This is a genomic window from Shinella sp. AETb1-6 (assembly GCF_009826875.1).
In the GTDB taxonomy this organism is placed as follows: Bacteria; Pseudomonadota; Alphaproteobacteria; order Rhizobiales; family Rhizobiaceae; genus Shinella; species Shinella sumterensis.
Window position 1 is genome coordinate 162,193 of record NZ_WUMM01000009.1, and the last position, 25,319, is coordinate 187,511.

Here is a 25,319-nt window from a genome sequence, read left to right on the forward strand (position 1 = left end):
ATGACCTTGCATCCGACCTTTGACACGCAGGCCCAGATCCAGGGCATCGAAGCGGCCTTTCCCGCAGCGGAATTTGCCGAACGGCAGGCTCGCGCCCGTGCCGCCGTTGTCGCCGGCGGCCATGAGGCCCTGATCGTTACCGGGCCGGAAACCATTTACTGGCTGACGGGGCGCCAGACGGCGGGATATTTTGCCTTTCAGGCGCTGATCCTGCCGGCGGATGGCGAGCCCGTACTTCTTGTGCGCCAGCTCGAACTCTTCGGAACGCTCGCCAATACCTATCTGCCCGATATCGTCGCCTATCAGGATGGCGACAACCCGGCCGAAGCGCTTGTGGACCTCCTGCGCCAGCGCGGTATCGTCAAGCCGGCAATCGAGCTTGCCGGCTGGTTCCTGTCGCCAAAGCTTGCGGCCGAGATTTCAGAGCGACTTGGCGTTGCCTCTCTCATCGACGGCTCGCAGATCCTTCCCTCACTCAGGATGATCAAGTCGGCGGCCGAGCTCGAGGCGATCCGTCATGCGGCCCGCTATGCCGAAGCGGGCATGATCGCCGGCATCGCGGCTTGCGCTATCGGGGCCGATGAAAATGCCGTTGCTGCCGACATGCTGCATGCGGCGACGCGTGCCGGCTCGGAAGTCATGGCCATGGAGCCGCTCGTCTCCTCCGGGCCCCGTAGCGGCCTTCCGCATATGACATGGCGCCGCCGCGTGCTCGAGGCCGGCGATCCGCTCTTCCTCGAACTGGCCGGCAGCCACGCGCGCTACCATGCCGCCCTGATGCGAACGGTCTGGATGGGGGCCGCCCCGGACGAGGCGCAGCGGATGATGGATTGTGCGCTGCGGGCGCTCGATGCGGCACTTTCCGAGATCCGGCCGGGTGCGACCTGCGCCCATGTGCATGACACGGCACAGGCGATCATCGATGGCGCCGGCTATACGGCAGCCTTCCGCAAGCGTATCGGCTATTCGATGGGCGTCGCCTTCGCGCCGGATTGGGGTGAGGGGGCAATCCTGAGCCTCTTCTCCAACGTCACCCGCACTATCGAACCGGGTATGGTCTTCCATCTGCCTGCGACATTGCGAAGTTACGGGCAATGGACCGTCGGCGCGTCGGAAACGGTGATCGTCACCGAAACCGGCGCCGAACCGCTCTCCACCCTGCCGCGCCAACTCACCATCCGCTGATCTCAACCCAGCCAGACAAACGGAGCACTCCATGCGTTCACTTTTCCATCTTGCCTACCATGTGACCGATCTTGATGCGTCGCGTCGCTTCTACGGCGATATCCTCGGCTGTGAAGAAGGCCGATCGACCGATACCTGGGTCGATTTCGACTTCTTCGGCCACCAGATTTCCCTGCATCTCGGCAAGCCTTTCGAGGTCACCCGTACCGGCAAGGTCGGTGACCACATGGTAATGATGCCGCATCTCGGCGTCATCCTGCGTCTTGAAGACTGGTTCGCGCTGGCCGAGCGTCTCGAAAAGGGCGGTATCGCCTTTGACATCCCGCCGGTCGTTCGCTTCGAAGGCGAGCCGGGCGAGCAGCGCACGATGTTCTTCTTCGATCCGAGCGGCAATCCGATCGAGGTCAAGGGCTTCAAGGATTTCGAGGGCGTTTTCGCGCACTGACACGAAAGGCCCGGCAGATGATTGATCTGCCGGGCTTTTTCGATTCTGGTCTGGAGACGCCTTAAAACATGCTGGGCGAATTGGTGATCAGCTCATTGGTGTTTTCGCCGATGATGATGATGTCCTCGTAGAAGGCGGCACCGACGCCATCGAGCGACAGGAAGGCTTCGACGCCGAAGACCATGTTGGCCTCGACCACATCCTCCGGCATGGACATGGTGGTGGAGATACGCGGCAGTTCGAAGCCGAGCCCGATTCCGTGGCCGTAGAACGGGAAATTCTTCATGATCGGCGAGATCGAGCCACCGAAGGCCGCCGTCATCCGGTCGCCTTCCGCCGCCACGTCCAGCAGTTTCACGCCCGGCCGCAGCATATCCGACAGGCGATGCACGATGCCGCTTGCCGCCTCTATCAGGCGAAGCTGCTCGGCATTGGCTTTCCCACGCACGGCCGTGCGGCCGGGATCGAGATAATAGCCCTGATAGAGCGCGCCATGCAGCGTACCGGTGACGATGTCGCCGACAGCCGGCACGTCCTCGCTATAGCCGGTCAGCGGAAAGCGCTGGTCGAAGCCGAGCGTCTCGCCGTGATTGGTGCCGATCATCTGGATGCGGCCGCCGCGGGCGATGACGGCGCGGGCTGCCTCGCCGGCTGCCTCGCGCTCTGAAAGCCCGCCGATCAGCCCTTCCATCAGCGCGTTGACGCCAAGGGTCGCCGTCTCTCCGGCATAGCGATAACAGTCGAGTTCGCGGTGGCTCTTGATGCGGCGCACGGAGCGCACGAGGTCGTCGGCCGGCACCCATTCGATATCGGGTGCGACAGCTTCCAGCTGCCGGTAATACTTGATCGGAATGAAATGCGTGCCGACCAGCGCCACGCGCCCCTTGATGCCGCGCTCGACCAGCGACTTCGCGACGCTTTCGAACGGATGGTTGCTGCTCAACACGTCCTCAATGGATACAAGATCGCGGCGCACTTCCGGCTCGTCGATGTGCAGCTGCGGCGCACTGCCGGGCTGCAGGATGACGCCTGCAAAGGAACGGGCGGTCCAGATCAGCGAATCCATGCCGCCGCTGATTGCATAGTGGTTGGAGAGATAGAGGACGTCGCCGCAATTGTCGGTCGTGCCGCCACCGCGGCCGAAGATAACAGCGGTCTCGAAGCCGCGGCGGGTGATCTCGTCATGGACGCGCGACCAGCGGGTTTCATACTCGTCGACGGGGAAATAGCGATGCATGCCGTCACTCCTGAGGCGGATATTGCTTGCGCGCGCAGGGGTCCACCTCCGGCCTTCAGAGGTGGGGAGAGGCGCTGCCTGATTTTCGGTACACCGCTTGTATCCGTTCGTCAATGTGACGTCGCGCCGTCATGTCCACGCTGGCACCTGGCCCGGCACCGGAAAGTATGATCGCCCAATACATGGGCTGACGATGATTAAAAAATGCGCGTTACGCTAACGAATTGATCGCTAATTTATTGAAAATCCTACTTGAACTCCACTGGTATACTGAATAGGCTTGGTGTACCGAAACTGAGGGCCGGGCTTCAGAGGCGTCGATCGCCGTCGACGGAAGCCTGTGACACCGAGAAGACGAGTGGATATGGATCCCAATAACCAGATTGTCGCTGCAAGCCACGGGCGGGCATTTCCGATGAAGGCCGGTCAATTCGCCCGCATCGTCAACACCCACGGCAATCAGGTTGTCGATACCTGGGCGGTCGCGGCCGATGATCCCGGCGAGACCTCATCGATGGACCATACCCGTTCCGTCAACAGCAACATCTTCTTCACGCAAGGCATGAGCATCATCTCCTCGCGCCGGCGGCCGATGCTCAAGATGGTGGCCGATAGTGCCGATGTGCGTCATGACACGCTGCTCTGCCCCTGCAGCATCGAGCTCTACCAGCAGCTGGGCTGCACCGAACCGCACCGCAGCTGTACCGACAATTTTCATGAGAGTCTGGTTGAAGCGGGCCTTGCCGTTTCTTTCACGCCCGCATCCCTCAATCTCTTCATGAACGTTCCTGTCAAACCTGATGGAACAGTGGATCGTGTTCCGCCGGCAACGGCTGCTGGCGACTATGTCGTGCTGCGCGCCGAGATCGACCTGACGCTCGTTCTTTCCGCCTGCCCGCAGGATATGACCCCGATCAATGGCGACGCCCGCACCCCCAAGGATGTCGCCGTTGCAATTACAGACAGCTACCCCGAGGAGGATGCCCGATGAGTGCACCGCTTCTGAGCCTCAAGGAAATCCGCAAGAGTTTTGGCGAGAACGAGGTCCTGAAAGGCGTCTCGCTCGACGTGAAGGCCGGCGAGGTGGTCTCGATCATTGGTGCCAGCGGTTCGGGCAAGAGCACCTTCCTGCGCTCCATCAACGCGCTGGAAATGCCGCAATCGGGCTTCATGGAATTTGAGGACATGCCCTTCGATTTCCGCCAGGAATCGCGCTTTTTCCCCAGTCAGGCACAATTGCAGACGCTGCGCGCCCGCGTCGGCATGGTGTTCCAGAGCTATAATCTCTGGCCGCATATGACCGTGCTTGAAAACGTCATCCACGCGCCGATAAAGCTTCTGAAAATGCCGCGCAGGCAGGCGATCGAGGAGGCTGAGGCGCTTCTCTCACGCATCGGCCTGCTCGAAAAGCGCGACAGCTATCCGTCGCGGCTTTCGGGCGGCCAGCAGCAGCGCGTCGCGATCGTGCGCGCGCTTGCCATGAAACCGCGGCTGATGCTGTTCGATGAAGTCACCTCGGCTCTCGATCCCGAACTCGTGCATGAAGTTCTGGTGCTGATGGCCTCGCTTGCCTCCGAAGGCATGACGATGCTGCTCGTCACACACGAGATCGCTTTCGCCCGCGACGTCTCCTCGCGCGTCCTGTTCTTCGACAAAGGCGTGATCAGCGAGGCGGGCTCGCCCGATATCCTGCGCCATCCGGAAAGCGAGCGCCTGAAACAGTTCCTGCACCGCATCCTCCACGACCAGGTCGGTCATTCCATTTCCAACGATAGCGACCGGGGAGTACAGGCGTGACGGGCAATTTCTGGAACGAAGTCCTTCTCTATGGTCCGGGCTTTCTCGAAGCCTCCTATACGGTTTTCGGCATCACCATACTCACGATTGTCGTCTCCTGGGGCTTCGGCCTCGTGGCGGCGTTGGCGCAGCGCTCGAAGTTCAGGGCCGTCCGCATGGCGGCTGCCTTCTACATCTGGTTCGTCCGTGGAACGCCGACGCTGATCCAGGTCTTCATCATCTATTTCGGCCTTCCGCAGATCGGCATCAGACTGTCGCCATTTGCAGCAGGGGTGATCGCGCTTGGCGTCAATAGTGGTGCCTATGTCGCCGAAATCATTCGCGGTGGACTCAGTGCCATCCCGCGGGGTCAGACGGAATCGGCTCTCGCGCTCGGCTTCAGCCCGGCTGAGACGATGCGGGGCATCGTCCTGCCGCAGGTCTTCCGCATCATCCTGCCGTCGATCACCAATGAGGCGATCTCGACGCTGAAGAACACGTCGCTGCTCTCGACCATCACGGTGGTGGAACTTACCCTCTATGCGCAGACGCTGATCGCCTCAACCTTCCGGCCGTTCGAATTCTACATCGCGGTTGCGGTCATATATCTGGTCCTGACCACCATCCTCACCACGCTGGCGTCCTGGCTCGAGCGCCGCTACGCCAACCTCGGATGATGACGCATATCCGCGCCGACCTGGAAGAAATCACAGGCATCCACGATGTCCTTGAACAGAGAATGCACAAACAACAAGGGAACTGGAACATGAAATTAAAAGCTCTGATCGTAGCCGCCGCCGTCTTCGCCGGTCTGGCTGTCACCCCAAACGTCAACGCCGCCGATCTGGAACTCCTGCAACCCGGTAAGCTGTTGGCTGCCACCGAAGGCACATTCTCGCCTTTCAGCATGCGCGCCCCGGATGGCAAGCTGGACGGTCTTGAAATCCGCGTCATGACGGAGATCGCCAAGCGTTTGAACCTTGAATATACCCCGGTCCTGATCAAGTGGGATTCGCTTCTGGTCGGTCTTGAGGCCAATCAGTACGACGTGATCAGCGCGTCAATGGACATCACCGCAGCCCGCCAGGAAAAAGTGACGTTCGCAGACGGTTGGCTCGAATCCGGTGGCCGCATCGTCGTGCCGAAGGACTCCAGCATCAAGAGTGCAGCCGACCTTAAGGGCAAGACCGTCGGAGCGCTCGTCTCCTCGACATTCGCCAAGATCGCGGAAGAGCACGGCGCTGTCGTCAAGGGTTATAAGGCTGAGTCCGACGCCATGCAGGATATGGCTAACGGCAACATCGATGCCACCATCACGGATGCCATCGCCGGAAGCTGGGCAATCAAGAACTCCGGCTTGCCGTTCGCAATGACCGATGACTATGTTAGCCATATCCAAAAGGGCTTCGCCATCAAGAAGGGCAAGCCGCATCTCGTAGCAGCGATCAACAAGGCCCTTGCGGACATGGTGGCTGACGGCACCTACGCCAAGCTGACGACCGACCTCATCGGCTTTGATCCAGCGCCCAAGGACCCGATCAAGACCATTCAATGATGATCGCATCGGGCCGGGCATAGAACGTGCTCGGCCTGCATTTCTGCCGATATCGCCTCGCACTTGCTGGGCGGCCCCCTCCGCCTTCATGAACCGCAACTCTCATCTTGCGACGGCTATGAACGAACTCCGACCCTCAGAAGCAGCAGCGCCTGTTCGTGAATCTTCGTCGATCGAGCGCCGGAGCGGCAATAGGCGAGTATCGGTCGGGGCAGGTCGCCGAGTGCCTGAACCATGTCGCTGACGGCTTCGTCCGTCAGCCCGGACGATAGAACGGGGATATGCCGCACCGCGATATCCAACTGGGCGGCCCGTTCTGCGATGGAGGCGAAGGTCGGCTGATCGGCCTGCTCTTTGTCAGGCCGGTGGCAAACGATAGACCTGAAACCCAGCAGGCTGACGATATCGACGTCCTCGGGTTCGATCTGCGGGGAAACGGAATAGTCGTCGTCGATCTTGCGGATGTCCATCTCAATCAGTCCTTTCCTATAGGAAGCCCAGTGCCCGTACCGACAGGCTGAGCCATAGAGCGGCAGCAACGAGGATCATGGCCAGTGCCACACCAGTGACGAACCAGACCAGTTCACCATGGCGCTTCAAAATCCGCGCTCCCGATGGATCAGCGGACTGGGTCCGGTCGAAGGCTCAGCATTGTTCAGGTGGTTCGGCATTTCGATGAACGAGATTCGCTTCGCCCGAGCCTGGATGTTTGAAAATCTGACGTGAATACCTGTCATGGTGACGAGCCCTGGGATGTCATTGCGTTGTTCGCTTGGCCCGATAATTCTCTATGAAAATTGTAGATTAAAGCAAAATCCGGCCATTTTCGATCGTCTCGACGCAAAGATCACCCAGCACGCCAAACGAAGGGCAGGGCTCAACTCCACTATCGTGGAGGGATTTCCGCGATCATGTACAATTTCATCCCCGTTATAAAAAATGGCGCTGTTCTAATGGAGGAAAGATTATTGGAAGAAATTTATCGCATTGAGCATCCCGGCGGGATTAATTATCCAATCGGTCATTGAAACGCGAAATACGGGCCGTGAGCCGGGAGACCTCCATGAACGCTGCGATGAACATGATGCCGATGATGAATGCCATGATGGGCGGTATGGGCCAGCCGATGATGATGAACGGCATGATGCCGATGATGGGTGGAATGCCCATGATGGGCGGCATGCCCATGATGATGCCCATGCCGATGATGATGGGCATGATGACCTACAAGATGACCGAAGCCGGCATGGTGTGCGAGATGAAGCCGATGGAAGGCATGGACCAGGCCATGTTCATGGAATGCTGCAAGCGCATGATGGCCATGATGAATGGCGGCATGCCGATGATGATGATGTGCGGCGGTATGACGATGTGCTGCACGATGGCCGCTTGAGGCGCATTGCCTGAAGAGCGACAAGGCCTCCCATACGGGAGGCCTTTTCATATCTGGTGGATGACGTCTTTGCAGGTCGAGACGAGATAGACCGTCGCAGGGCTGCCGGTCATGTTGCGATAGACGTGCGGTACGTCCGCTTCGAAGAGCAGGGCGTCGCCTTCGCCGAGAATGTAAGGCTGCTTGCCGACGATCACTTCAACGGTGCCCTCGGTGACAACAAGGTTTTCTACGGTGCCGTGCCGGTGAGCGTCGGCGCGTTCGGAATGATGAGGTGCCAGCCGGAGCTCATAGAATTCCACCGTGCGATCACCATCATAAGGGAAGAGTGCGCGGGTCTCGAATTTACCGTCGCTGGACGACAATGTCTTCGAGCCAGCGCGGGTCAGCAACACGGTCGTCGGCTCTTCCGCCTCGATGATCAGCGAACCGCAGGTGACCTCGAGGGCTGCGGCGATCTTGGCGAGAATGCTCAGAGTCGGGCTGCTCTTGCCGGTTTCGATCTGGCCCAGCATGGCGCGGCTGACGCCCGAAACTTTTGCTAGCCGGTCGAGCGAGTAGCCGCGCCGCGTCCTAAGCCGCCGCAGATGCTGACCCGTGCGGATGCAGATCGTGTCTGACGGTGCCGGGGTAGGGAGGTGGTCCAGCACGGCGGCAGTATCACTGGGCATAGGCCCACGGGCTCGCCATGACCGGGAAGTAGGCCCAAACGGGAACCCACATCACCATTGGTTGAAGACCAGCCGGGGCCGTTGCCGCCTGCGCCGGAAGAGAGGGCGCGGTCGCCTTGCGGCGTGCATCGCGATATGCCTGGAAATCGACAATCTTGGTGTTCTCGGCTGGCATGAAAATTCCTCAGATAATTATCTATAAGAATTATGTGGTTCTCGCCCGCTTTAAAGGCAGGGCCGATCAAAATGGGTGGTGCCGCGGGAAAAGTTTTCCCTCGGCAGGGTCGGATGTAAAACAATCAACGATTTTTGATGCCGCAAGTTGCGACGTGAGACCATGAAGCACACCAGAGGGGATTGGCCATTCCCGCCCGCTCTCGTTGCCGTGCTCACCTAGTCGGTCTAAAAGCGGCGGTCGGTTGTGGCCGCAGGTTTCGCTTCTTCTCAACGGCCTGCCAAGCCCGACCTCTAACCGGCATTCCATTTCAACGTTAAGGCTGGTTCGGGGTCGACGCGGGGCAGCGTGGGAACGGCTGCAACTAACTTTCCCGTATAGTCGTCGAACGGCGGTGCGAGCACCTCCGACGTATAGCCCGCCCGAACGATTTGCCCATGCCGCAGTACGGCGGTGCGGCTCGCGATAGAGCGGACAATGTTCAGGTCGTGTGTAATGAAAAGGCAGCCGATGCTGTTTTCCGCCTGCAGCCGCATCAGAAGTGCAAGCACATCGCGTGCCACGAGCGTATCGAGGGCTGATGTGGGTTCGTCGCAGATGAGGATCTGTGGGCGTGCGGCGATCGCCCGCGCGATGGCCACCCTTTGCTTCTGGCCGCCGGACAGCTCTGCCGGAAAACGACGCGCAAGGCTCGGAGAAAGTTCGACCTGTTCCAGGAGCGCCCCGACGCGGTCCTTGCGCTGTTGCCTGCCAAGGTTCTCGTAGATCGCCAGTGGCCGACCGACGATTTCCTCGATCCGATGTCGCGGATTGAGCGACGTATCGGGCGTTTGATGCACGGTCTGGATAGCGCGTCTGTCGGCGAGTGGCCTGTTGTGAATCGACGGGGCCAGTTCCCGCCCGTCGAAGAGGATGCGGCCAGTGCGGGGCCGCAGCAGCCCATTCACGACCCGACCGAGTGTCGATTTCCCCGAGCCCGATTCTCCGACAAGGGCAAGGGTCTCACCGCGTCCGATCGCGAGAGAAACATCCCGAACGATCGCAGAACCCGTCTGGTAGCCGGCAGTAATACCTTGCAGCTCCAGCGCGACGTGGGCATCACGGTGACCAACCGTTGTCTCGTGCACGCCCGCTTCGAGTAAAGCCCGGGTATAGGGGGTGGATGGCCGCGTCACGAGATCAATTGTCGGCGCTTCCTCAACAGTGCAACCATGACGCAGGACATGGATGCGGTCGGCGACCTGACTGACGAGCGCGAGATCATGGCTTATATATATCGCCGCCGTTGATTGGAGCTCGATGGCGTGCTGGATCGCTTTGAGGACTTCCTGCTGGGTCGTCACGTCAAGGGCTGTCGTCGGTTCATCGAAAATGATGAGATCCGGCCGAGCGCAGAGCGCCATCACCGTCATCGCGCGCTGCAGCTGTCCACCGGACACTTCATGTGGAAAGCGCATTGCGATGGTTCTTGCATCGAGACCCATCACGTCCAGCAAGGTCAATGCGCGCTCCTGCGCCGCACCGCGGTCCAGACGATTGACGCGAAGGCATGACTCGATGATCTGGTCGAGCAGACGAAAGGCCGGGTTGAAGGATGCCGTTGCAGACTGCGCGACGTAGGCGATCCGCTGCCCGCGGAGCGCACGGCGGTAGGACTCGGATTCTTGAAAAAGGTCGATCCCGTCGAACCGGACGGAACCTGATGTTACCGATGTTCCAGCGCGGGCATATCCGAGGGCGGCAAGTCCGATCGTGGATTTTCCCGCGCCCGATTCGCCGATGAGACCGAGAACCGTCCCCCGTTCCATTTGAAGCGACACGTCGTTCACAAGCGGCGGTGCTGCCGGATTGCCGTGCGCACGGACGGTCAGGTTGCGGATTTCGAGCAGCGACGTCGTCATGTTCATCGTCCCCCGTTTTCGCCGGCGGTGATCCAGTCCACCATCGTCGTGACCGCGACGGCGAGTAAGGCTATGGCAACGCCAGGCAGCAGGGCGGCGGTGATGCCGAACAGAAGGCCGTCCTTGTTCTCCTTGATCAGGCTGCCCCAGTCGGTCAGCGGCGGCTGGACGCCGAGCCCGAGAAAGGACAGCGTCGACAGAAAGAGGACGGTGAAGATGAAGCGCAGGCCGAATTCCGCGAGGATGGGCATAATACCGTTCGGCAGGATTTCCCGGAAGATAATCCAGAGCGTTTTTTCTCCGCGCAGATAGGCGGACTCGACGAAATCCAGCGCAGCGGTATCGACCGCTATAAGCCGCGCAAGACGATAGAAGCGTGTGGCTTCGATCAATGCCATGATCGCGACGATAAAGGCGAGCGACCTGGGCAATATCGTGAGCAGCACCATCGCAAGGATCAAGGTCGGCGCTGCCATGACGAGGTCCACGAAGCGCGACAGCACCATGTCCGGCCAACCGCGGCGCAGTCCGGCCAGGATGCCGAAACTTGCGCCGAGCAGGCAGGCGAGAAGGGTAGCGGCTGCCGCTGTCAGGATCGTCACACGTGCTCCCCAGATGAAGCGTGACAGGAGATCGCGACCGATCATGTCTGTTCCAAGCGGGCTCGAAAGCGAAGGCGGATCCCAGCTGATGCCGACGATCTCGTTTACGCCGTAAGGTGCCAGGACCGGGGCAAGAGCCGTGACAGCGGTAAACAGTGCGATCGCGACACCCGACAGCATCACGGAGACCGGTAGCTTGGACGTGCGCGTCACGACGTGAATCCCAAACGAGGATTGGCAAGAACGGCAAGAACGTCTGCGCAAAGGTTGAGACCGATATAGATGGCGGCGAAGAGAAGCGCCGACGCTTGCACGACCGGGATGTCGCGGTTGAAGACGCTGTCCACCATGAATTGGCCCATGCCGGGATATACGAACACGACCTCGACGACGACAACGCCGGCGACGAGATAGGCAAGGTTGATCAATACGACATTGATGATGGGCGAGAGAGCATTTGCAAGGGCGTGCCGCCAGACGATGGTTCCATGCGGTACACCCTTCAGCACGGCCATTTCGATATAGGGGCGCGAAAGCACGTCGAGCACGCAGGCGCGCACCATGGTGGTCACATGCCCTGTGATGGCAATCACAAGCGTCAGGCAGGGCAGCACGGTTGCCACGACACGGCTGGAAAGGCTCATGCCGGGAAAAACCGTACTGCTGCTCGAAAACCAGCCGAGTGATATCGACAGCGCATAGATCAGGAGATAGCCGACGAAGAACTCCGGCAGAGCGACAAGCCCGCGCGTGACGAATGTTATCGTCCGGTCGATGACGCTATCGCGATAGCGCACAGAGAACAGGCCGAGAAAGATTGAAAGCGGTATGACGATGCTGGCGGCAAAGCCGGCGAGAAACAACGTGTTGCCCAATCGTGCGGCGATGCTGTCGGAAACGGCGCGGCCATTCATCAGGCTGTTGCCGAGATCGCCCTGCACGAAGGCGGAGAGCCACGTGAGGTAACGGGTAATCAGCGGCTGGTCGAGACCGAGCTTCTCCCGAAGCTCCGCCAGGGCAGCCGGCGTTGCAGATCGGCCGAGAAGGGCTGATGCCGCATCGCCCGGCAGAAGTGCCGTGCCGAGGAAAATAAGGCTGGAGAGCACCAACAGCAGGGCTGCGCCGGCCAGAAGACGACGGGCGATATAGGCCCACAATCCACGATGCCGGCGGCGTCTCTGCAGGGCCGCGATTGCGATGGTCATTGAATGTCTCCGGACGCCGGCCGGCCGGGACACCCGGCCGGCAAGGCATTGCATCAGGTATCGAACCAGACTTTCTCGGCCGTTCGCGGACCGTTCTGGCCAGGAATCGCCTTGTAACCTTTGAGGTTGGCGGCGGACGCACTCGTCTGTGCAGCATAGGCCGGGATCACCGAGCTATTCTCCTGAATGATCAGAACCTGCGCATCGTGATAGAGTTGCTTGCGCTTGCCCTCGTCGAGCTCGCCGCGCGCGGCAAGCACAAGGTCGTCGAACGCCTTGCTCTTCCAACCGGATTCGTTCCACGGCGCGTCCGAGAGATAGATCAGAGAGAGCATCGCATCGGCTGTCGGTCGTGCACCCCAACCTGAAGCGACGAAAGGATGCTTCAGCCATACGTCGCTCCAGTAGCCATCGGCCGGAACGCGATTGACCTCAAAGGGGATGCCGGCCTTGGTTGCAGTCTGCTGGTAGAGCTGTGCCGCATCGAGCGCACCCGAGAATGTCGCCCCTTCCGCCGCGGAGAGAACGATTTTTCCGTCGAAGCCTGACTTCTTCCAATGGAAAGCGGCCTTGTCCGGATCATAGACGTGCTGTGGAACGTCATTCGTGAAATAGCGGTTGGAGGGAAAGATTGGGTTGTCGTTCGAAATGGATCCCGCACCATTGAGGATCGACGCGACGATCTGCTCGCGGTCGATCGCGTACTTCAGTGCCAGGCGCACATCGAGATTGTCGAACGGCGGCGCGTCGGCCCGTCCTGGGAAAAGAATGATCGAGGAATCGGCCTCCGTGTGAAGCGTAATGTTATCCTGGCCTTTCAACCTCTGGGCAACGCGGGCTTCGACATTATTGATGAGGTGCACCGAATTGCTGAGAAGGGCCGCAACGCGCGCGGACTTATCATTGTATGCGACCGTCTCAACTGAATCGACGTGGCCTCGTTCCGGATCCCAGTACTGCGGATTGCGGCGGGCGAGCGTCCGAACCCCCGGCTGGAAGTTTTCCAGAATGAAGGCGCCGGTGCCGATGCCCTTGTCGAAATTTTCGCCATCCGGCGTGATGCCGAAATGAACATCGCCGAGCAGGTAGGGAAAATCCGCGTTCGGTCCGTTGAGTTTGAAGGTAACCTCGTTCGGTCCCGATTTGATGATGTCGGTGACGCTGAGAAGGTAGCCCTTGCCGGCCGATTCCGATTTCTCGCCGCGGTGATGGTTGAGCGAATAGATGACGTCTTCCGGCGCCAGTTCCTTGCCATTGTGGAACTGCACGCCCTTGCGCAGCTTGAAAATCCATTCGCTGCCGCCCTTGGCCGGCTCCCAGCTTTCCGCGAGACTGGCGCGCAGGCTGCCGTCCTCGTTGAGGTCGGTCAATGTGTTGAACAGCTGCAGACCGACATTGTACGTGTAGGCTTCGAAGTAGAAGGCGGGATCGAGCCGGTCGGACGTCGAGGCGTTGTCGATGCCGAGGATCAGGTGGCCGCCTTTCTTCGGCTGGGTGGCGGCAAGGGAGATGCTTGGCAAAAGCAGAGAGCCGGCGGCAACCGCCGCGCTGGCCTTGAGGAAACTGCGGCGGTCAAGCTCGAGAGAACGGGAGGCGCCTGGCCGAATGATGTGTGTCATGACGGAATTCCGGAAATAGAGGTTAAGCGGCAACGGGACGGGGGTGGAAGGTTTCATGCAGTTCCGCGATATGCTCGGGACCGATCCCGCAACATCCACCGACGATCGTCGCGCCCGCATCGACCCAACGGCGCGCAAACAGCAGGTAGCCTGGCGGATCGAGATCCTCACGCAAGCCGCTGAGGCCCGAGTTGGCACGGATCTCCTCCGTGTTTTCCGGTTTCGGCACGAAGGCATTCGCGTACACGCCGATGGGCGTTGCAAAGCCCCGTTCATCCAGTGCCTCGCGTGCCGCCTTGACGGCAGCTTCCATGATTTCCGCCTGGCTGCAATTGAAGAGCAGGGCGGCTGCGCCGAGTTCGGCAGCTTTTACCGCAGCATCCGCTACCGACTCACCGGAACGCAGGATGGGCTGAGTGCTACCTGAGACAATGGCGTCAACGTCCTTGCGGTCTTCGAGGGTGAATGACAGCCACAGGGGGCGCTCGTCGCTGCCCAGGACGGCGCGAATGGTTTCGACCTCCGCGGTCGATCCCTGTGTCTCGGCCAGCCAGAAATCGACATGGGGCGAAAGGCCCTTGATCAGCACGTCAAGAATTTCCGGCGCCTTGGCCGCGTCGAAGAGGTCGGGACGGTAGGAGCCGAAGACGGGCGGAAGCGAGCCGGCAACGCGGACCGCGTTTCCGGCCTTTCCAGCGGAGGCGCGCGCGAGGCGGCCTGACAAATCCGCGAGTTCAAGCCCATTCTCGGCGAAGCGCTCCTCGCCGATATGGAATGGCACCACGGCATAGCTGTTGGTTGTGATCACCGAGGCCCCGGCGGCGATGAAGGCATCATGAGCGCGCTCGACGAATTCCGGCGCTTCGATCAGCGCAAGGGCCGACCACTCCGGCTGGCGAAACGGCGCGCCGCTTTTGAGGAGTTCTCGGCCCATGCCTCCATCAAGTATCGTTACTGCTGAGGACATCAGCGTCTCCATGCTAAATCTGTTGGGGATCGCGGCGTAACCGCCATTGATCGGCTTGCCAGACAAAAGCAGCGATCGCACACATTAAGAAGATTATATTTTCTATAAAAATAGTAGATTATATAAATTCGTGCCCTAGGGCGGGGCGGTGCCTTCGATATAAGTCGCCAGCTGCTTCACCCCGCAAGGGAAGGCAATTGGGCGACAGGTACCGTATGTCTAGGCACATTCACATCTACGCATTCGACATGAACTGTGTCGGACATATCAACCACGGCATGTGGCGACATCCCCGCGACACCTCCAGCCGCTACAATACGATGGAGTATTGGGCCGACCTCGCCCGTACGGCCGAGCGCGGCAAGCTGGATGGCATTTTTCTCGCCGACATTATCGGCGTCTATGACGTCTACAAGGGTGATCCCTCGACTGCCATCGCATCCGGCGCGCAGACCCCCGTCAACGATCCGCTCCTGATCGTGCCGATCATGGCGTATGTCACCAAACACCTCGGGTTCGGCGTGACGGTCAACACCACCTATGAGCCGCCCTATCTTCTTGCGCGGCGCCTGTCCACGCTCGATCATCTCACAAACGGCAGGATAGGTTGGAACATCGTCACGGGATATCTGGACAGCGCGGCGCGCGGCATGGGGCTATCGGCCCAGCCGGACCACGACGCCAGGTATGATGTCGCTGACGAATACATGGATGTGCTCTACCGCCTCTGGGAGGAAAGCTGGGAAGACGGTGCCGTACGCGTGGATCGCATGGCGGGCGTTTATGCTGATCCATCCAAGGTTCGTCCCATCCGGCATGAAGGCCAGCATTACAGGCTCGACGCCATCCACTTATCGGAGCCCTCGCCGCAGCGCACGCCCGTGCTCTATCAGGCGGGCTCTTCCACGCGCGGACGCCAATTTGCTGCACGGCACGCGGAATGCGCGTTTATAGGCGCGAGTTCGCCGGAGGCCGCTGCGTCGATTGTCGCGGATATCCGCGCGAAGGCGGTTGCTGCGGGACGGGCCGCCCGCTCGGTCAAGCTGTTTTCGGGCCTCAGTGTCGTCGTTGGTCGCACCGAGAAGGAGGCTTACGACAAGTTCGAAGACTATCGCCGCTATGCCGATATCGAGGGCGCCCTTGCACACTATTCGAGTTCGATCGGCATCGATCTCAGCCGGCTCGATCCGGATGAGCCCATTACCTACCGCAAGACCAACGCCAACAACTCGGCGCTGGAGGCGATTACCACGCGAAGCGCTGACAGCGCCTGGACCGTCCGGCGCATCATCGATCAGATGGTTCTCGGGAGCCGGCAAAAACCTGTTGTTGGCACGCCGGAGCAGATTGTCGAGGTCATGCGGCGTTGGGTGGAGATCGGCGACATAGACGGCTTCAACCTGCCCCGTACCGTCGCCCCCGAAAGCTTGCGCGATTTCGTCGACCTGGTTGTTCCGGTGCTGCAGGAGCAGGGACTTTTCAAACACGACTATGCGCGCGGTTCCCTGCGCGAAAAACTGTTCGAGACGGATTCTCCCCACATCGATGCGGCCCATCCCGCCGCCCGGTTCCGCCGGCCGGCATGATGCCGGCCAACTCAGAATGACGAGTGAGACATGAACGAGCATTTTCCATCCGTAAGCCTGCCGATAGGGGCAAGGACCCGCGCCCGCGCACCAGCCCACATCATCACCTCCGACACGGAGGCATTGGACGTGGCAGCGCGATTGGCGGAACGGTTCGCCGTGGAGGCAGCCGATCGTGACCGCGATCGGCGCCTGCCGTATGAAGAGGTCGATGCGTTTTCCCAAAGCGGCCTGTGGGCCATTACCGTTCCGAAATCTCACGGCGGTGCCGAGGTTTCCTATGGCACGCTCGCAAAGGTCGTGGAGACGATTTCTGCCGCCGATGGCAGTCTTGGGCAGATTCCGCAGAACCATTACTTCCTGCTGGAAGTTCTGCGCTGGGGCGGTTCGGCGGCGCAGAAGCGTTTTCTCTATTCGCGTGTGCTGGGAGGAGACCGGTTTGGCAATGCGATTGCCGAGCTCGGTACGCCGACGGCAAGTGCGATCCGCTCCACGCTGGTTCCCGACGGTGAAAGCTATCGCCTTAGCGGCCGCAAGTACTACTGCTCCGGCGTCTTGTTTGCAGACTGGGTGGTTCCGCTGGTGGTTGACGAGCATGACAAGCGCGCCTTCGTCTTTCTGGCGTCCGACACCCCCGGCCTATCGCTCGTCGACGACTGGAGCGGCTTTGGCCAACGCACGACGGCCAGTGGCACGACCATCCTCGAAGAGGTGACGGTGCCTGCGGACGCTGTCGTTCCCACACATGGAGCCGATGGGTTTTCGCTGAGCAATCCGGTCGCCCACATCATGCACGCCGCGATCGATGCGGGTACCGCGCGCGGCGCGATCGATACGGCTATCCGCTTTATCCGCGAAAAGGCGCGACCGTGGGCGGACAGCGGCATAGCAAGTGCGGCGGAGGATCCGCACACCATCCTCCAGATCGGTGAACTGACGATGCGCCTGCACGCTGCGGAGGCGTTGATCGAACGTTCAGGGTTTATTCTCGATCGCGTTTCAGCCTCACCGGACAGCGACGGCTGGGCAGAGGCAGCGGTTGCCGTGGCAGAAGCGAAAATGGCGTCCGCCGACGTCGCACTTCAGGCGTCGAGCAAGTTGATAGAACTTGGCGGCGCCAGCGCCACGCGTGGCGGACTCAACTACGACAGGTTCTGGAGAAATGTCCGGACCCACTCTGTCCATGACCCGATCCGTTGGCGCGCCCATGAGGTCGGGAACTATTGGCTGAACGGCATTCCTCCCAAACAACACGGGGATCGTTCAAGAGGCGTCGAGACGAAAGTGCTGCAGAAGGAGACGGGCGAATGATTGCGGTCAGTGGCGCCGAGACGGCGACAACATGCAAGCGCGACGACACGGCATGGCTTGACGTTGCCAGGGCGCTCGCGGAGGATTTTCGCCGAACGGCCGCCGAGCGAGAGCGCGCGGGCGTTCCTCCTGTTGAGGAATTTGCGCGCTTGCGCGATGCGGGCCTTCTGACGATCGTCGAATCGACGCTTTACGGCGGTGCAGGCTATGCCTGGAAAGATGCTCTGGCACTCGTGCGCAATATATCGAGCGCCAATCCGTCTGTTGGGCAGCTGCTTGGCTATCACTATGTCATGAGCCAGACACCGGGCGGCTACGACGCATCGCGTGAAGATGCCGACCTGCGCCGACGCGCCGTGCGGGAACGCTGGCATTGGTCAGGCTCCGGTAATCCGCGCGAGCCCAACCTCATCCTTACGCCTGATGGAGACGGGTACAGACTTAATGGCCGTAAAAGCTTCTCCTCTGGCGCCAGCATCGCTGACATGCTGTCGATCTTCCCGGATCGGGATGGCCGCACGGTGATCGTCGCGCTGCCGCGACGCCGTGACGGGGTCGTCGCTATCGACGACTGGAACCACTTCGGGCAGCGCCAAAGTGAAAGTGGGACGATCGAGTTCAAGGACGTACGGGTCGACGCTGGCGATGTGCTTGCGGAACTGCCGCCGCATGAGGAGCAGCCCGCCTGGATGACGACCCGCATTCCGATGATGCAGCTTACATTCGTGAACGTTTATCTCGGTGCGGCGATCGGCGCTCTTGAGGAGGCGCGAAACTATATCCGGACAACGACAAGGCCGTGGCAGGCATCAAATGTACAACGTGCCACGGAAGACCCATATATCCTTGAGCATTTCGGGTTGCTGAAGGCCGAACTGTTGGCCGCCGAAGCGCTCGCCGACAGGGCCGGCGAGACGCTGCACGCAGCGCTCGCAAAGGCCCGCGCATTGACGCATGAGGAGCGCACGGCCGCCGCTGCCGAAGTTTATGCTGCGAAGGTGAACACCACGCGTGTGGCGCTCGAGACAAGCGCGCGCGTCTTCGACCTGATGGGCGCGCGTGCGACGTCGAACATCTACGGCTTCGACCGCTTCTGGCGGGACATACGGACACACAGTTTGCATGACCCGGTTGTCTACAAGGCGCGCGAAGTGGGAAACTATTGGCTCAATGGGCGGATTACGCCGGTTCGGGGTTACACCTGAGTTTGCGTGGTCGCAAGACAGAACGCACCGCGATACCGGTGGTTCGCTGATGGTGCGCTTGCTCGAGCGGCAGCCGCCTTGGAAATGCCAAGCCCGTTTTAGCACGGCGGGCCGGGCGCTTCGACTAATCCCGTGCCGTCGTTCCACGACCTTGAACGATCCGATCCAGAACGATCGCGCAAAGCAGAATGGCGAGACCTGCCAGCAGCCCCTGACCCTGCGCGGCGTATTGGAGCGCATGGAGCACGTCTTCGCCGAGGCCCTTCGCGCCGATCAAGGCGGCAATGACAACCATAGACAGGCACATCAGGATCGTCTGGCTGACGCCGGCCATGATGGAGGGAGCCGCCGTCGGCAAATCGACTTTAAAGAGGATGAAACGCCGCGACGCGCCAAAGGCAATTGCGGCTTCGCGGACGGAGGCGGGGACCGACGTGATGCCGAGCGCCGTCAGGCGAACGACGGGCGGAATACCGAAAATGATCGTGGCTATAACGCCGGATGGCTTGCCAATGCCAAAGAGGGCTATGACAGGGATGAGATAAACAAAGGCCGGCATGGTCTGCATGAAGTCAAGGAGGGGGCGGACGACCCCGGCGACGCGCCTCTTGTAGCCGCAGAGAATCCCCAGCGGGATGCCGATCGCTATCGAGACCAGAGCAGCCGTACCGAGGAGCGCCACGGTCTGCATGCTCTTCTCCCAGTATCCGAGGATGGCAAGATAACTGATAGCGACGGCCGTAAGCAGGAAGACGCGGAAACCGGCGAGTTGCCAGGCGACCGCGACAATGATGATCATGACGACGGGCCAGGGTGTCTGGGTCAGCACCGCTTCCGTCAGCGTGAGGACGGCATTGATGCCGTTTGTCATTCCATTTGCCACAGGTGCGACGGTGCCGCTGATCGCTGAGACAACGCCGTCCAGCCAAACGGCCGAGGCGGAATTCCAGGCTGGATTGCTTGGAAAAGCCCGGAATAGCTCCCTGTCAGCAAAATGGAAAGCGATGGTGGGAATGAGGATGCCGAGAAGCAACGCAACGCCGGCCGCGTGAAGGCGGCTGAAACCGCCTTCGACCTTTTCGCCGCCGAGCCGCCAGGCGCGAAATCGCCGCTCGGCAAGCTGGTTGCCGAGAGCGCCAGTGGTAAGCCTTGCGGCAAGAAAGAGGGCGAGGCCGAGCGTTACGATAAGGGATGTTTGGGCATTCGCTGCACCGGCTTCTTCGCGCGCCTGACGAGCCGCGTCGCCAAGGGCCGCCGCTGACCGGGTCAATGCTTTGGCCAGGGAGGACGTCGCGTCGGTTTCATTGGCGGTGGTCGCTTCTTGCAGGCGCACGGCGGCCAGGCCCTCGAGACGATCGGCACGGGCCGCTCGGTCCGCGCCGGCGCCCCCTGAAAGCGCAAAGGCGATCAGCACAAAGGCGAGAAGCTCGGCGATCAGAAACGGCCAGAAGGCGGCCCAAAGGCGCCGGCCCCCGAGCCATACCGGGCCGAAAATCGCTGCAGCCATATTGAAGGAAGGCGCATATCCCCGTTGCGCACCGATCTTGTGAAACGCGGCGCGATAATAGGTGCTGTTGCTGCCTATGAAGCGGTCGATTGCGACGTCGCGGCTTTGTATGTCGGTCATGCGATGGCCCTTATCGTGGTCGCCTCATGCCGGCTTGCAGCAAGTGGCCGCGCATGTTCGACGAACCGTCGGACATAGTCGTCTGCGGGCGCCGCCAGAAGCGTGGCCGGCGTTCCGGTCTGGACGATCCGGCCGGCGCGCATCAACACGACACGATCGGCGATCCGGAATGCCTCGTCCACGTCGTGCGTAACGAAGAGAGTCGTCTTGCCAAGCTCGCGTGAAAGCGCCCGGAACTGCGTCTGGAGGTCATAGCGGATCAGCGGATCGAGTGCACTGAAGGGCTCGTCCATCAAGAGGATGTCCGGATTGGCCGCCAGTGCACGGGCAAGGCCCACACGCTGCTGCATGCCCCCGGACAATGCCGAGACGCGGCGGTCCCCGAGACCATCGAGACCGACGCGAGCAAGCATTTCGTCTGCGGTATCTTCCCGTGTCGTGCGCGCGACGCCGCGGATTTCCAGCGGCAGGGCCACATTGTCGCGAACCGACAGATGGCTGAGAAGCGCGTGTGACTGAAAGACCATGCCGATCCGGTGGGAACGAAGGTCGCGAAGCGCCTTTCGCCCCAGCGCGAGAATATCCTTGCCGTCGATCCTGACCCGTCCCGCACTCGGCTCGAGGAGGCGGTTGACGAGACGCACGAGCGTCGATTTCCCGCTGCCCGAAAGGCCCATCAGGCAAACGAGCTCACCGCGCTTGACGGTGAGGCTCGCGCCGCCGACGCCGATGACAGCGCCCAGGCGCTCGAGGGCGGCCGGGTCGGGTTCGGCCGAACGCGCCTGCGCGAGGATTGCGTTCTCATCCTTGCCGAAGACCTTCCAGACGTCCTCGAGTTCGATCATCGGTCAGTTTCCGATCCAGCCGGCGACCACATCGGGATTGGCGGCAAGCCATGCCCTGGCGGCCTCTTCCGGCGTTTTGCCGTCAACGGCAATCGCGTAGGCGAGTTTGCTGACCTCGTCGGTCGTGAAGGTCACTTTCTCCAGAACGGCAGCGACGTCCGGCGCGCTATCGGCGAGCGACTTGGAATATGCGATATGAATCGCCGCGTCTTTATAGGCCGACTTGATCGAGGATTTCTCCAGCCAGTTGGGATCGGATGGCTCGACAAAGGTCCAGGCCGCATCGTCATGCTTTGGTTCTTCCAGCACTTCGAGTTCGTAGCGAGCGAAGTTCTGGTGAGGACCATAGCAATAACCGATCCAGCCCTTGCCGGCCTTGACCGCCGCATCGAGATCCGCGGTCGCGACCGCTTCGTCCGTGGTCTGAAGGTCGAAGAAATCAGCGAAGCCATAATCGCGTGCCCGCACCGTTTCTATGTTCGTCGAAAGCCAGCCGGCCGCTCCGATCCAGATTTTTCCCTTGCCTTTGCCATCCGCGGAGAAAACGGCAGCTTTCGCCGGATCGGAGAGATCGAAGACGGAGTGAATTCCATGCGCGTCGGCTATCGCCTTGGTGGTGCAGTAGCCCTGTGTGCCGGCATAGGAATTGGCTGCGAGCTTCACCTTGCCATCTTCTGTCGCATACTGGTCGACAAGCGCCTGCTGGTTCGGGAGCCAGACATCGGTCCAGATGTCGATTTCACCGCCATTGCGGTTGAGTGCCTCCCAGATGACGGGAACGGAGCTGGCCTTGACTGCTTCGACTTCCTTGCCCAACTGCTCTTCGAGCAGGACCTTTACCACGTAGGCGGTGCCTTGTGCGGTGGCATAGCCGGGGTCGGCAACCGTGATGGGGGCAGCTTTCGCTTCGGCTGAGAGCAGGACGGCAAGAGCCGCCGAGGTTGCCAGAAGGGTCTTCATGATGGTTTGCATGGTCTGGTCCGTGGTTCGAGGGAAGTGATCAAGCGTGGCTGCTGGCGGCGTCACGCGTCTGCGCAATTGGGTCGAGACCGAGCCGGGCGCGCAACGTGCCACCGTCCGGGCCGGGATTGAGAAGGTCGCGTGCTTTCAGCAGCGGCACGACGGAGGTGATGAAGTCGTCCTGGCCGACCGGAAAGGTCGGCGGGAGCAGCATGAAGCCATCGGCAGCGCGGCTCTCACTCCAGTCCTCGATCTGGTCGGCGACATCCTTCGCTGTTCCAATGATCTGGAAATGACCGCGGGCGCCGGCGATCCGGCGGGCGAGGGCAGCCACAGAGAGGTTTTCACGGACGGCGAGGTCCTTCAGCAATGTCTGACGGCTCTTCATGGAATTTGCGACCGGCAGGTCCGGCACCGGCCCCTCCGGATCGACACCCGAAAGATCGACATCGCCGAGATAGGTCTCCAGCAATGAAAGCGCGACATCCGGCTGTATGAGATCCTGAAGCGCGGCATACTTGTCTTCAGCTTCCGCCTTCGTCGCGCCGATCACCGGGAAGATACCCGGAAGGACCAGAACGTCATCGGCGTTTCGCCCAGCGTCAGCGCGGCGCCGTTTAATGTCCTGGTAAAAGCCTCGAGCCGAAACGATGTCCGTCTGCGCGGTGAAAACAACGTCGGCGGTTCTTGCCGCCAGCGCTTTGCCGGCATCTGATGACCCCGCCTGGACGAGAAGCGGCCGCCCCTGCCGCGACGGAATGACGTTCAGCGGCCCTTTGCTACGGAAGTACGTACCATCGAAATCGATGGGCCTGACGGCATCCGGTTTGAAGAACTCGCCTGAAGCCTTGTCGCGCACGAGACCGTCAGGCGACCAGCTCTGCCAGAGCGCGAGAACCGCCGCGACGAACTCGTCGGCGCGGGCATAGCGCGCGGCGTGGTCGAAATCCGGTCCGGGATTGAAGTTCTCGCTTTCCGGGGTGAGAGACGATGTAACGATGTTCCAGCCGATCCGTCCCTTGCTGATGAGGTCGAGGGAGGCGAGCTGGCGCGCGAGATTATAGGGCTCGTTGAACGTGGTGGAGGCTGTCGCCACGACGCCGATCGTCCGCGTCGCGGTCGCAACAGCGGCGGCAAGCGTCAGCGCCTCGAACCCATGCGACCATTCATCAACGCGCCGTATCGCTTCCGCACGGCTCTTCGGGATGCCGAGGCGATCGGAGATGAACGCAATTTCGAAGCCGGCAGCTTCTGCGTCCCGCGCGGCCGCGATATAGTGGTCGACATCGACGTTGGCATCGACCTGCGTCGACGGGTGGCGCCAGGCGGCGACATGATGGCCGCTCGGATAGAGGATGGTGCCGAGAACAATCTTGCGACGAGACATTTGAAAATTTCACGAAATCATGGCGATGCCGACGTGATGCTACAGCTGCGCTGTTTGACCGGTGGCATCTGTGGGTGGAACTATCTAAACGAGCTCCCGAATTCTTCGGGGGAAGGTCTGACAATCAGCATGGCATCGGAGAGTTGGGAGTTTGGGTCATGATCGCTTTCTGTCTGCTCCTGCGCGATTGCTCGTCACAGTGCGTTCAAAATAATAATTTCTATAGTTTGAGTAAGAAATCTCATTCTCTTCCAGCGCCTGCGACGGGATTTTTCATCGCATTTCCCTCATCTGGCCGTTCGCCCTTCCTCCGGTACATCGGGTGGCTGCCCCGCATGTCCTTGCGATTTTCGCTGACGACACCGTCAAGAACGCCAAATCACGCGAGGCAGCACGAGACCGCGCGCCCGAAAATGCATCGCTGCATCCCGACCCGCACTGTGTTGGAGTCGCATTCTCTGAGGCTCGGGATAACGATCTCGTGAGCAGTCTCCGGGCTGAATTCACGGCCTCGTGAACAATTTTCGTCAAACGAGACAATGGTTTAATATACATCAAATCTATAGAATAAATTTTCTTCATTCTCGCTGAAAAGCTGCCGATCTTCTGTCTGTTCAACATCGGATCAGGGAGACGTTCATGGCAGTCTGGGGTGTAAAAGGGCTTACGGCATTCGCAGTAACATTCGCGCTTACGGCGGGCACGGCACTCGCATCGGATGCGCTAGTCGATGCGAAATGGGTTCAGGAGAATCTGAACAATCCGAAGGTGCGGATCTTTGAGGTGAGCGTCGACACGGGCGTTTACGAACGCGGCCATATTCCGGGCGCCGCACATCTGAACTGGCATACCGATCTCGTCGATCCGGAGCGGCGCGATATTGCGAGCCGCGAAGCTTTCGAAAAGGTCCTGCGCGACGCCGGTGTCGATAAGGATACGACCATCGTCCTTTACGGCGACAACAACAATTGGTTTGCCGCCTGGGGCGCCTGGGTCTTTGAGGTCTATGGTCTCGGCAACAATGTGAAGCTGCTCGATGGCGGACGAAAGCTCTGGGAGGCTGAGGGCCTTCCGCTCGATACCGCTTTGCCCGATCATCCCGATTCGAGCCTCACGCTTGCCGACCGCGACACCTCCGTACGTGCGCGCTTCGTCGACGTCGTTGCCGTGGCAGAGGGAAAGCAGGACGTCAAACTCGTCGACATCCGTTCGGCTGACGAATATGCGGGCAAGATCTTTGCGCCGGACGGCGTCAAGGAACTATCCGTTCGCGCGGGCCATATTCCGGGCGCCGTCAACGTGCCCTGGGGGAAGATCGTAAACGAGGATGGAACCTTCAAGTCTGAGGCGGACATCCGGGCAATCTACGCGGAACAGGGCATCGATGGCTCGACGCCGGTCATCACCTATTGCCGTATCGGCGAGCGGTCGAGCCACACCTGGTTCGCGCTGAAGAAGATCCTCGGATACGACGTGCGCAACTACGATGGCTCCTGGACCGAGTACGGCAATGCGGTCGGCGTGCCTGTCAAGAATGTCGCCGGCACCATCTGGACCGGAAAGTAATCAGGTTGGCGCGCGGTTATGCCCGACGCTGAATGATCCCAGTGGCGAGCGCTGAATGCGCTCGCCACCATTTTATTTTTGCTGCCGGATCACAATGCCCC

Annotated in this window: 24 protein-coding genes; 11 read left to right on the forward strand and 13 right to left on the reverse strand. The window is 60.7% G+C overall.

Annotation, left to right across the window (positions count from 1 at the left end; genetic code table 11):
• Together GR158_RS17295 and GR158_RS17300 are read left to right on the forward strand one after the other, a co-directional pair.
• Positions 1-1,185 carry a Xaa-Pro peptidase family protein gene (locus GR158_RS17295; RefSeq protein ID WP_160871946.1) on the forward strand — a complete coding sequence of 395 codons (1,185 nt, stop codon included), beginning with the start codon at positions 1-3 and terminating at the stop codon, positions 1,183-1,185.
• 31 nt (positions 1,186-1,216) lie between these two features.
• Entirely contained in the window at positions 1,217-1,630 is a 414-nt protein-coding gene (locus tag GR158_RS17300) for a VOC family protein (protein WP_113049404.1), read from the forward strand.
• A gap of 61 nt (positions 1,631-1,691) precedes the next feature.
• On the opposite strand, the gene GR158_RS17305 is transcribed toward GR158_RS17300, so the two are convergent.
• Entirely contained in the window at positions 1,692-2,867 is a 1,176-nt protein-coding gene (locus tag GR158_RS17305) for a M24 family metallopeptidase (protein ID WP_160871947.1), read from the reverse strand.
• A 364-nt stretch (positions 2,868-3,231) separates the two neighbouring features.
• Between GR158_RS17305 and GR158_RS17310 the strand changes: the two genes are divergently transcribed.
• From GR158_RS17310 to GR158_RS17325, 4 genes are all read left to right on the forward strand, one after another.
• Positions 3,232-3,858: a DUF1989 domain-containing protein gene (locus GR158_RS17310; protein ID WP_160871948.1), complete on the forward strand. Its 627-nt coding sequence runs from the start codon at positions 3,232-3,234 to the stop codon at positions 3,856-3,858.
• Positions 3,855-4,664, forward strand: a complete 810-nt coding sequence (locus GR158_RS17315) for an amino acid ABC transporter ATP-binding protein (protein WP_160871949.1) — start codon at positions 3,855-3,857, stop codon at positions 4,662-4,664. The genes GR158_RS17310 and GR158_RS17315 overlap by 4 nt, the downstream gene beginning before the upstream one ends.
• On the forward strand, positions 4,661-5,320 hold the full coding sequence (locus tag GR158_RS17320) for an amino acid ABC transporter permease (RefSeq protein ID WP_160871950.1): 660 nt from the start codon (positions 4,661-4,663) through the stop codon (positions 5,318-5,320). Before GR158_RS17315 ends, GR158_RS17320 begins: the two co-directional genes overlap by 4 nt.
• 89 nt (positions 5,321-5,409) lie before the next feature.
• Entirely contained in the window at positions 5,410-6,198 is a 789-nt protein-coding gene (locus GR158_RS17325) for a transporter substrate-binding domain-containing protein (RefSeq protein ID WP_160871999.1), read from the forward strand.
• A 116-nt stretch (positions 6,199-6,314) separates the two neighbouring features.
• Here GR158_RS17325 and GR158_RS17330 read toward each other — a convergent pair whose 3' ends face one another.
• Positions 6,315-6,668 carry a TIGR01244 family sulfur transferase gene (locus GR158_RS17330; protein ID WP_160871951.1) on the reverse strand — a complete coding sequence of 118 codons (354 nt, stop codon included), beginning with the start codon at positions 6,666-6,668 and terminating at the stop codon, positions 6,315-6,317.
• Positions 6,669-7,261: 593 nt separating this feature from the next.
• Here GR158_RS17330 and GR158_RS17335 point away from each other — a divergent pair.
• Complete coding sequence (locus tag GR158_RS17335) at positions 7,262-7,591, forward strand: hypothetical protein (protein WP_160871952.1); 330 nt, start codon at positions 7,262-7,264, stop codon at positions 7,589-7,591.
• Positions 7,592-7,638: 47 nt separating this feature from the next.
• Here GR158_RS17335 and GR158_RS17340 read toward each other — a convergent pair whose 3' ends face one another.
• The 7 genes from GR158_RS17340 to GR158_RS25415 all read right to left on the reverse strand — a co-directional run bounded on the left by GR158_RS17340 (position 7,639) and on the right by GR158_RS25415 (position 14,743).
• Entirely contained in the window at positions 7,639-8,262 is a 624-nt protein-coding gene (locus GR158_RS17340) for a helix-turn-helix domain-containing protein (RefSeq protein ID WP_160871953.1), read from the reverse strand.
• Positions 8,252-8,437, reverse strand: coding sequence for a hypothetical protein (locus GR158_RS17345; RefSeq protein ID WP_134650257.1), 186 nt, complete (start codon positions 8,435-8,437; stop codon positions 8,252-8,254). The genes GR158_RS17340 and GR158_RS17345 overlap by 11 nt, the downstream gene beginning before the upstream one ends.
• 293 nt (positions 8,438-8,730) lie before the next feature.
• Complete coding sequence (locus tag GR158_RS17350; protein ID WP_160871954.1) at positions 8,731-10,338, reverse strand: ABC transporter ATP-binding protein; 1,608 nt, start codon at positions 10,336-10,338, stop codon at positions 8,731-8,733.
• Between the two features lie 2 nt (positions 10,339-10,340).
• A complete protein-coding gene (locus GR158_RS17355) occupies positions 10,341-11,120 on the reverse strand; it encodes an ABC transporter permease (RefSeq protein WP_160872000.1) in 780 nt (259 codons plus the stop codon).
• A gap of 29 nt (positions 11,121-11,149) precedes the next feature.
• Positions 11,150-12,145: an ABC transporter permease gene (locus GR158_RS17360; RefSeq protein WP_160871955.1), complete on the reverse strand. Its 996-nt coding sequence runs from the start codon at positions 12,143-12,145 to the stop codon at positions 11,150-11,152.
• Positions 12,146-12,198: 53 nt separating this feature from the next.
• Positions 12,199-13,884, reverse strand: a complete 1,686-nt coding sequence (locus GR158_RS17365; protein ID WP_371731737.1) for an ABC transporter substrate-binding protein — start codon at positions 13,882-13,884, stop codon at positions 12,199-12,201.
• Positions 13,787-14,743, reverse strand: coding sequence for a homocysteine S-methyltransferase family protein (locus tag GR158_RS25415; protein ID WP_246665695.1), 957 nt, complete (start codon positions 14,741-14,743; stop codon positions 13,787-13,789). The genes GR158_RS17365 and GR158_RS25415 overlap by 98 nt, the downstream gene beginning before the upstream one ends.
• Before the next feature lie 203 nt (positions 14,744-14,946).
• Here GR158_RS25415 and GR158_RS17375 point away from each other — a divergent pair, with 203 nt between their 5' ends.
• From GR158_RS17375 to GR158_RS17385, 3 genes are read left to right on the forward strand one after another with little or no spacing between them, the layout of a single operon-like run.
• Entirely contained in the window at positions 14,947-16,317 is a 1,371-nt protein-coding gene (locus GR158_RS17375) for an LLM class flavin-dependent oxidoreductase (protein ID WP_160871956.1), read from the forward strand.
• Between the two features lie 30 nt (positions 16,318-16,347).
• Positions 16,348-17,628, forward strand: a complete 1,281-nt coding sequence (locus GR158_RS17380) for an SfnB family sulfur acquisition oxidoreductase (RefSeq protein WP_160871957.1) — start codon at positions 16,348-16,350, stop codon at positions 17,626-17,628.
• The gene (locus GR158_RS17385; protein WP_160871958.1) at positions 17,625-18,833 is read left to right on the forward strand and encodes an acyl-CoA dehydrogenase family protein; all 1,209 of its coding nucleotides are present in this window, start codon (positions 17,625-17,627) and stop codon (positions 18,831-18,833) included. The genes GR158_RS17380 and GR158_RS17385 overlap by 4 nt, the downstream gene beginning before the upstream one ends.
• A 124-nt stretch (positions 18,834-18,957) precedes the next feature.
• Here GR158_RS17385 and GR158_RS17390 read toward each other — a convergent pair whose 3' ends face one another.
• The 4 genes from GR158_RS17390 to GR158_RS17405 are packed head-to-tail and all read right to left on the reverse strand — an operon-like array spanning position 18,958 to position 23,652.
• Entirely contained in the window at positions 18,958-20,460 is a 1,503-nt protein-coding gene (locus GR158_RS17390; RefSeq protein ID WP_160871959.1) for a proline/glycine betaine ABC transporter permease, read from the reverse strand.
• Entirely contained in the window at positions 20,457-21,305 is an 849-nt protein-coding gene (locus GR158_RS17395) for an ATP-binding cassette domain-containing protein (RefSeq protein WP_160871960.1), read from the reverse strand. Before GR158_RS17395 ends, GR158_RS17390 begins: the two co-directional genes overlap by 4 nt.
• 3 nt (positions 21,306-21,308) lie before the next feature.
• Positions 21,309-22,277 carry a glycine betaine ABC transporter substrate-binding protein gene (locus tag GR158_RS17400; protein ID WP_160871961.1) on the reverse strand — a complete coding sequence of 323 codons (969 nt, stop codon included), beginning with the start codon at positions 22,275-22,277 and terminating at the stop codon, positions 21,309-21,311.
• 28 nt (positions 22,278-22,305) lie between these two features.
• Positions 22,306-23,652, reverse strand: coding sequence for an NtaA/DmoA family FMN-dependent monooxygenase (locus tag GR158_RS17405; protein WP_160871962.1), 1,347 nt, complete (start codon positions 23,650-23,652; stop codon positions 22,306-22,308).
• 639 nt (positions 23,653-24,291) lie between these two features.
• Between GR158_RS17405 and GR158_RS17410 the strand changes: the two genes are divergently transcribed.
• Positions 24,292-25,218, forward strand: a complete 927-nt coding sequence (locus GR158_RS17410) for a sulfurtransferase (RefSeq protein WP_160871963.1) — start codon at positions 24,292-24,294, stop codon at positions 25,216-25,218.
• Positions 25,219-25,319 lie beyond the last annotated feature (101 nt).

Coding starts and splice junctions, on each gene's coding strand:
- GR158_RS17350 (WP_160871954.1), bottom strand. CDS start 10,338: ATGACGACGTCGCTGCTCGAAATCCGCAACCTGACCGTCCGTGCGCAC.
- GR158_RS17355 (WP_160872000.1), bottom strand. CDS start 11,120: ATGCTGTCGGGTGTCGCGATCGCACTGTTTACCGCTGTCACGGCTCTT.
- GR158_RS17385 (WP_160871958.1), top strand. CDS start 17,625: ATGATTGCGGTCAGTGGCGCCGAGACGGCGACAACATGCAAGCGCGAC.
- GR158_RS17295 (WP_160871946.1), top strand. CDS start 1: ATGACCTTGCATCCGACCTTTGACACGCAGGCCCAGATCCAGGGCATC.
- GR158_RS17360 (WP_160871955.1), bottom strand. CDS start 12,145: ATGACCATCGCAATCGCGGCCCTGCAGAGACGCCGCCGGCATCGTGGA.
- GR158_RS17305 (WP_160871947.1), bottom strand. CDS start 2,867: ATGCATCGCTATTTCCCCGTCGACGAGTATGAAACCCGCTGGTCGCGC.
- GR158_RS17300 (WP_113049404.1), top strand. CDS start 1,217: ATGCGTTCACTTTTCCATCTTGCCTACCATGTGACCGATCTTGATGCG.
- GR158_RS17340 (WP_160871953.1), bottom strand. CDS start 8,262: ATGCCCAGTGATACTGCCGCCGTGCTGGACCACCTCCCTACCCCGGCA.
- GR158_RS17315 (WP_160871949.1), top strand. CDS start 3,855: ATGAGTGCACCGCTTCTGAGCCTCAAGGAAATCCGCAAGAGTTTTGGC.
- GR158_RS17390 (WP_160871959.1), bottom strand. CDS start 20,460: ATGACCGACATACAAAGCCGCGACGTCGCAATCGACCGCTTCATAGGC.
- GR158_RS17375 (WP_160871956.1), top strand. CDS start 14,947: ATGTCTAGGCACATTCACATCTACGCATTCGACATGAACTGTGTCGGA.
- GR158_RS17400 (WP_160871961.1), bottom strand. CDS start 22,277: ATGCAAACCATCATGAAGACCCTTCTGGCAACCTCGGCGGCTCTTGCC.
- GR158_RS17395 (WP_160871960.1), bottom strand. CDS start 21,305: ATGATCGAACTCGAGGACGTCTGGAAGGTCTTCGGCAAGGATGAGAAC.
- GR158_RS17330 (WP_160871951.1), bottom strand. CDS start 6,668: ATGGACATCCGCAAGATCGACGACGACTATTCCGTTTCCCCGCAGATC.
- GR158_RS17325 (WP_160871999.1), top strand. CDS start 5,410: ATGAAATTAAAAGCTCTGATCGTAGCCGCCGCCGTCTTCGCCGGTCTG.
- GR158_RS17365 (WP_371731737.1), bottom strand. CDS start 13,884: ATGCGGGCGCGACGATCGTCGGTGGATGTTGCGGGATCGGTCCCGAGC.
- GR158_RS17345 (WP_134650257.1), bottom strand. CDS start 8,437: ATGCCAGCCGAGAACACCAAGATTGTCGATTTCCAGGCATATCGCGAT.
- GR158_RS17310 (WP_160871948.1), top strand. CDS start 3,232: ATGGATCCCAATAACCAGATTGTCGCTGCAAGCCACGGGCGGGCATTT.
- GR158_RS17380 (WP_160871957.1), top strand. CDS start 16,348: ATGAACGAGCATTTTCCATCCGTAAGCCTGCCGATAGGGGCAAGGACC.
- GR158_RS17335 (WP_160871952.1), top strand. CDS start 7,262: ATGAACGCTGCGATGAACATGATGCCGATGATGAATGCCATGATGGGC.
- GR158_RS17405 (WP_160871962.1), bottom strand. CDS start 23,652: ATGTCTCGTCGCAAGATTGTTCTCGGCACCATCCTCTATCCGAGCGGC.
- GR158_RS17410 (WP_160871963.1), top strand. CDS start 24,292: ATGGCAGTCTGGGGTGTAAAAGGGCTTACGGCATTCGCAGTAACATTC.
- GR158_RS25415 (WP_246665695.1), bottom strand. CDS start 14,743: ATGGAGACGCTGATGTCCTCAGCAGTAACGATACTTGATGGAGGCATG.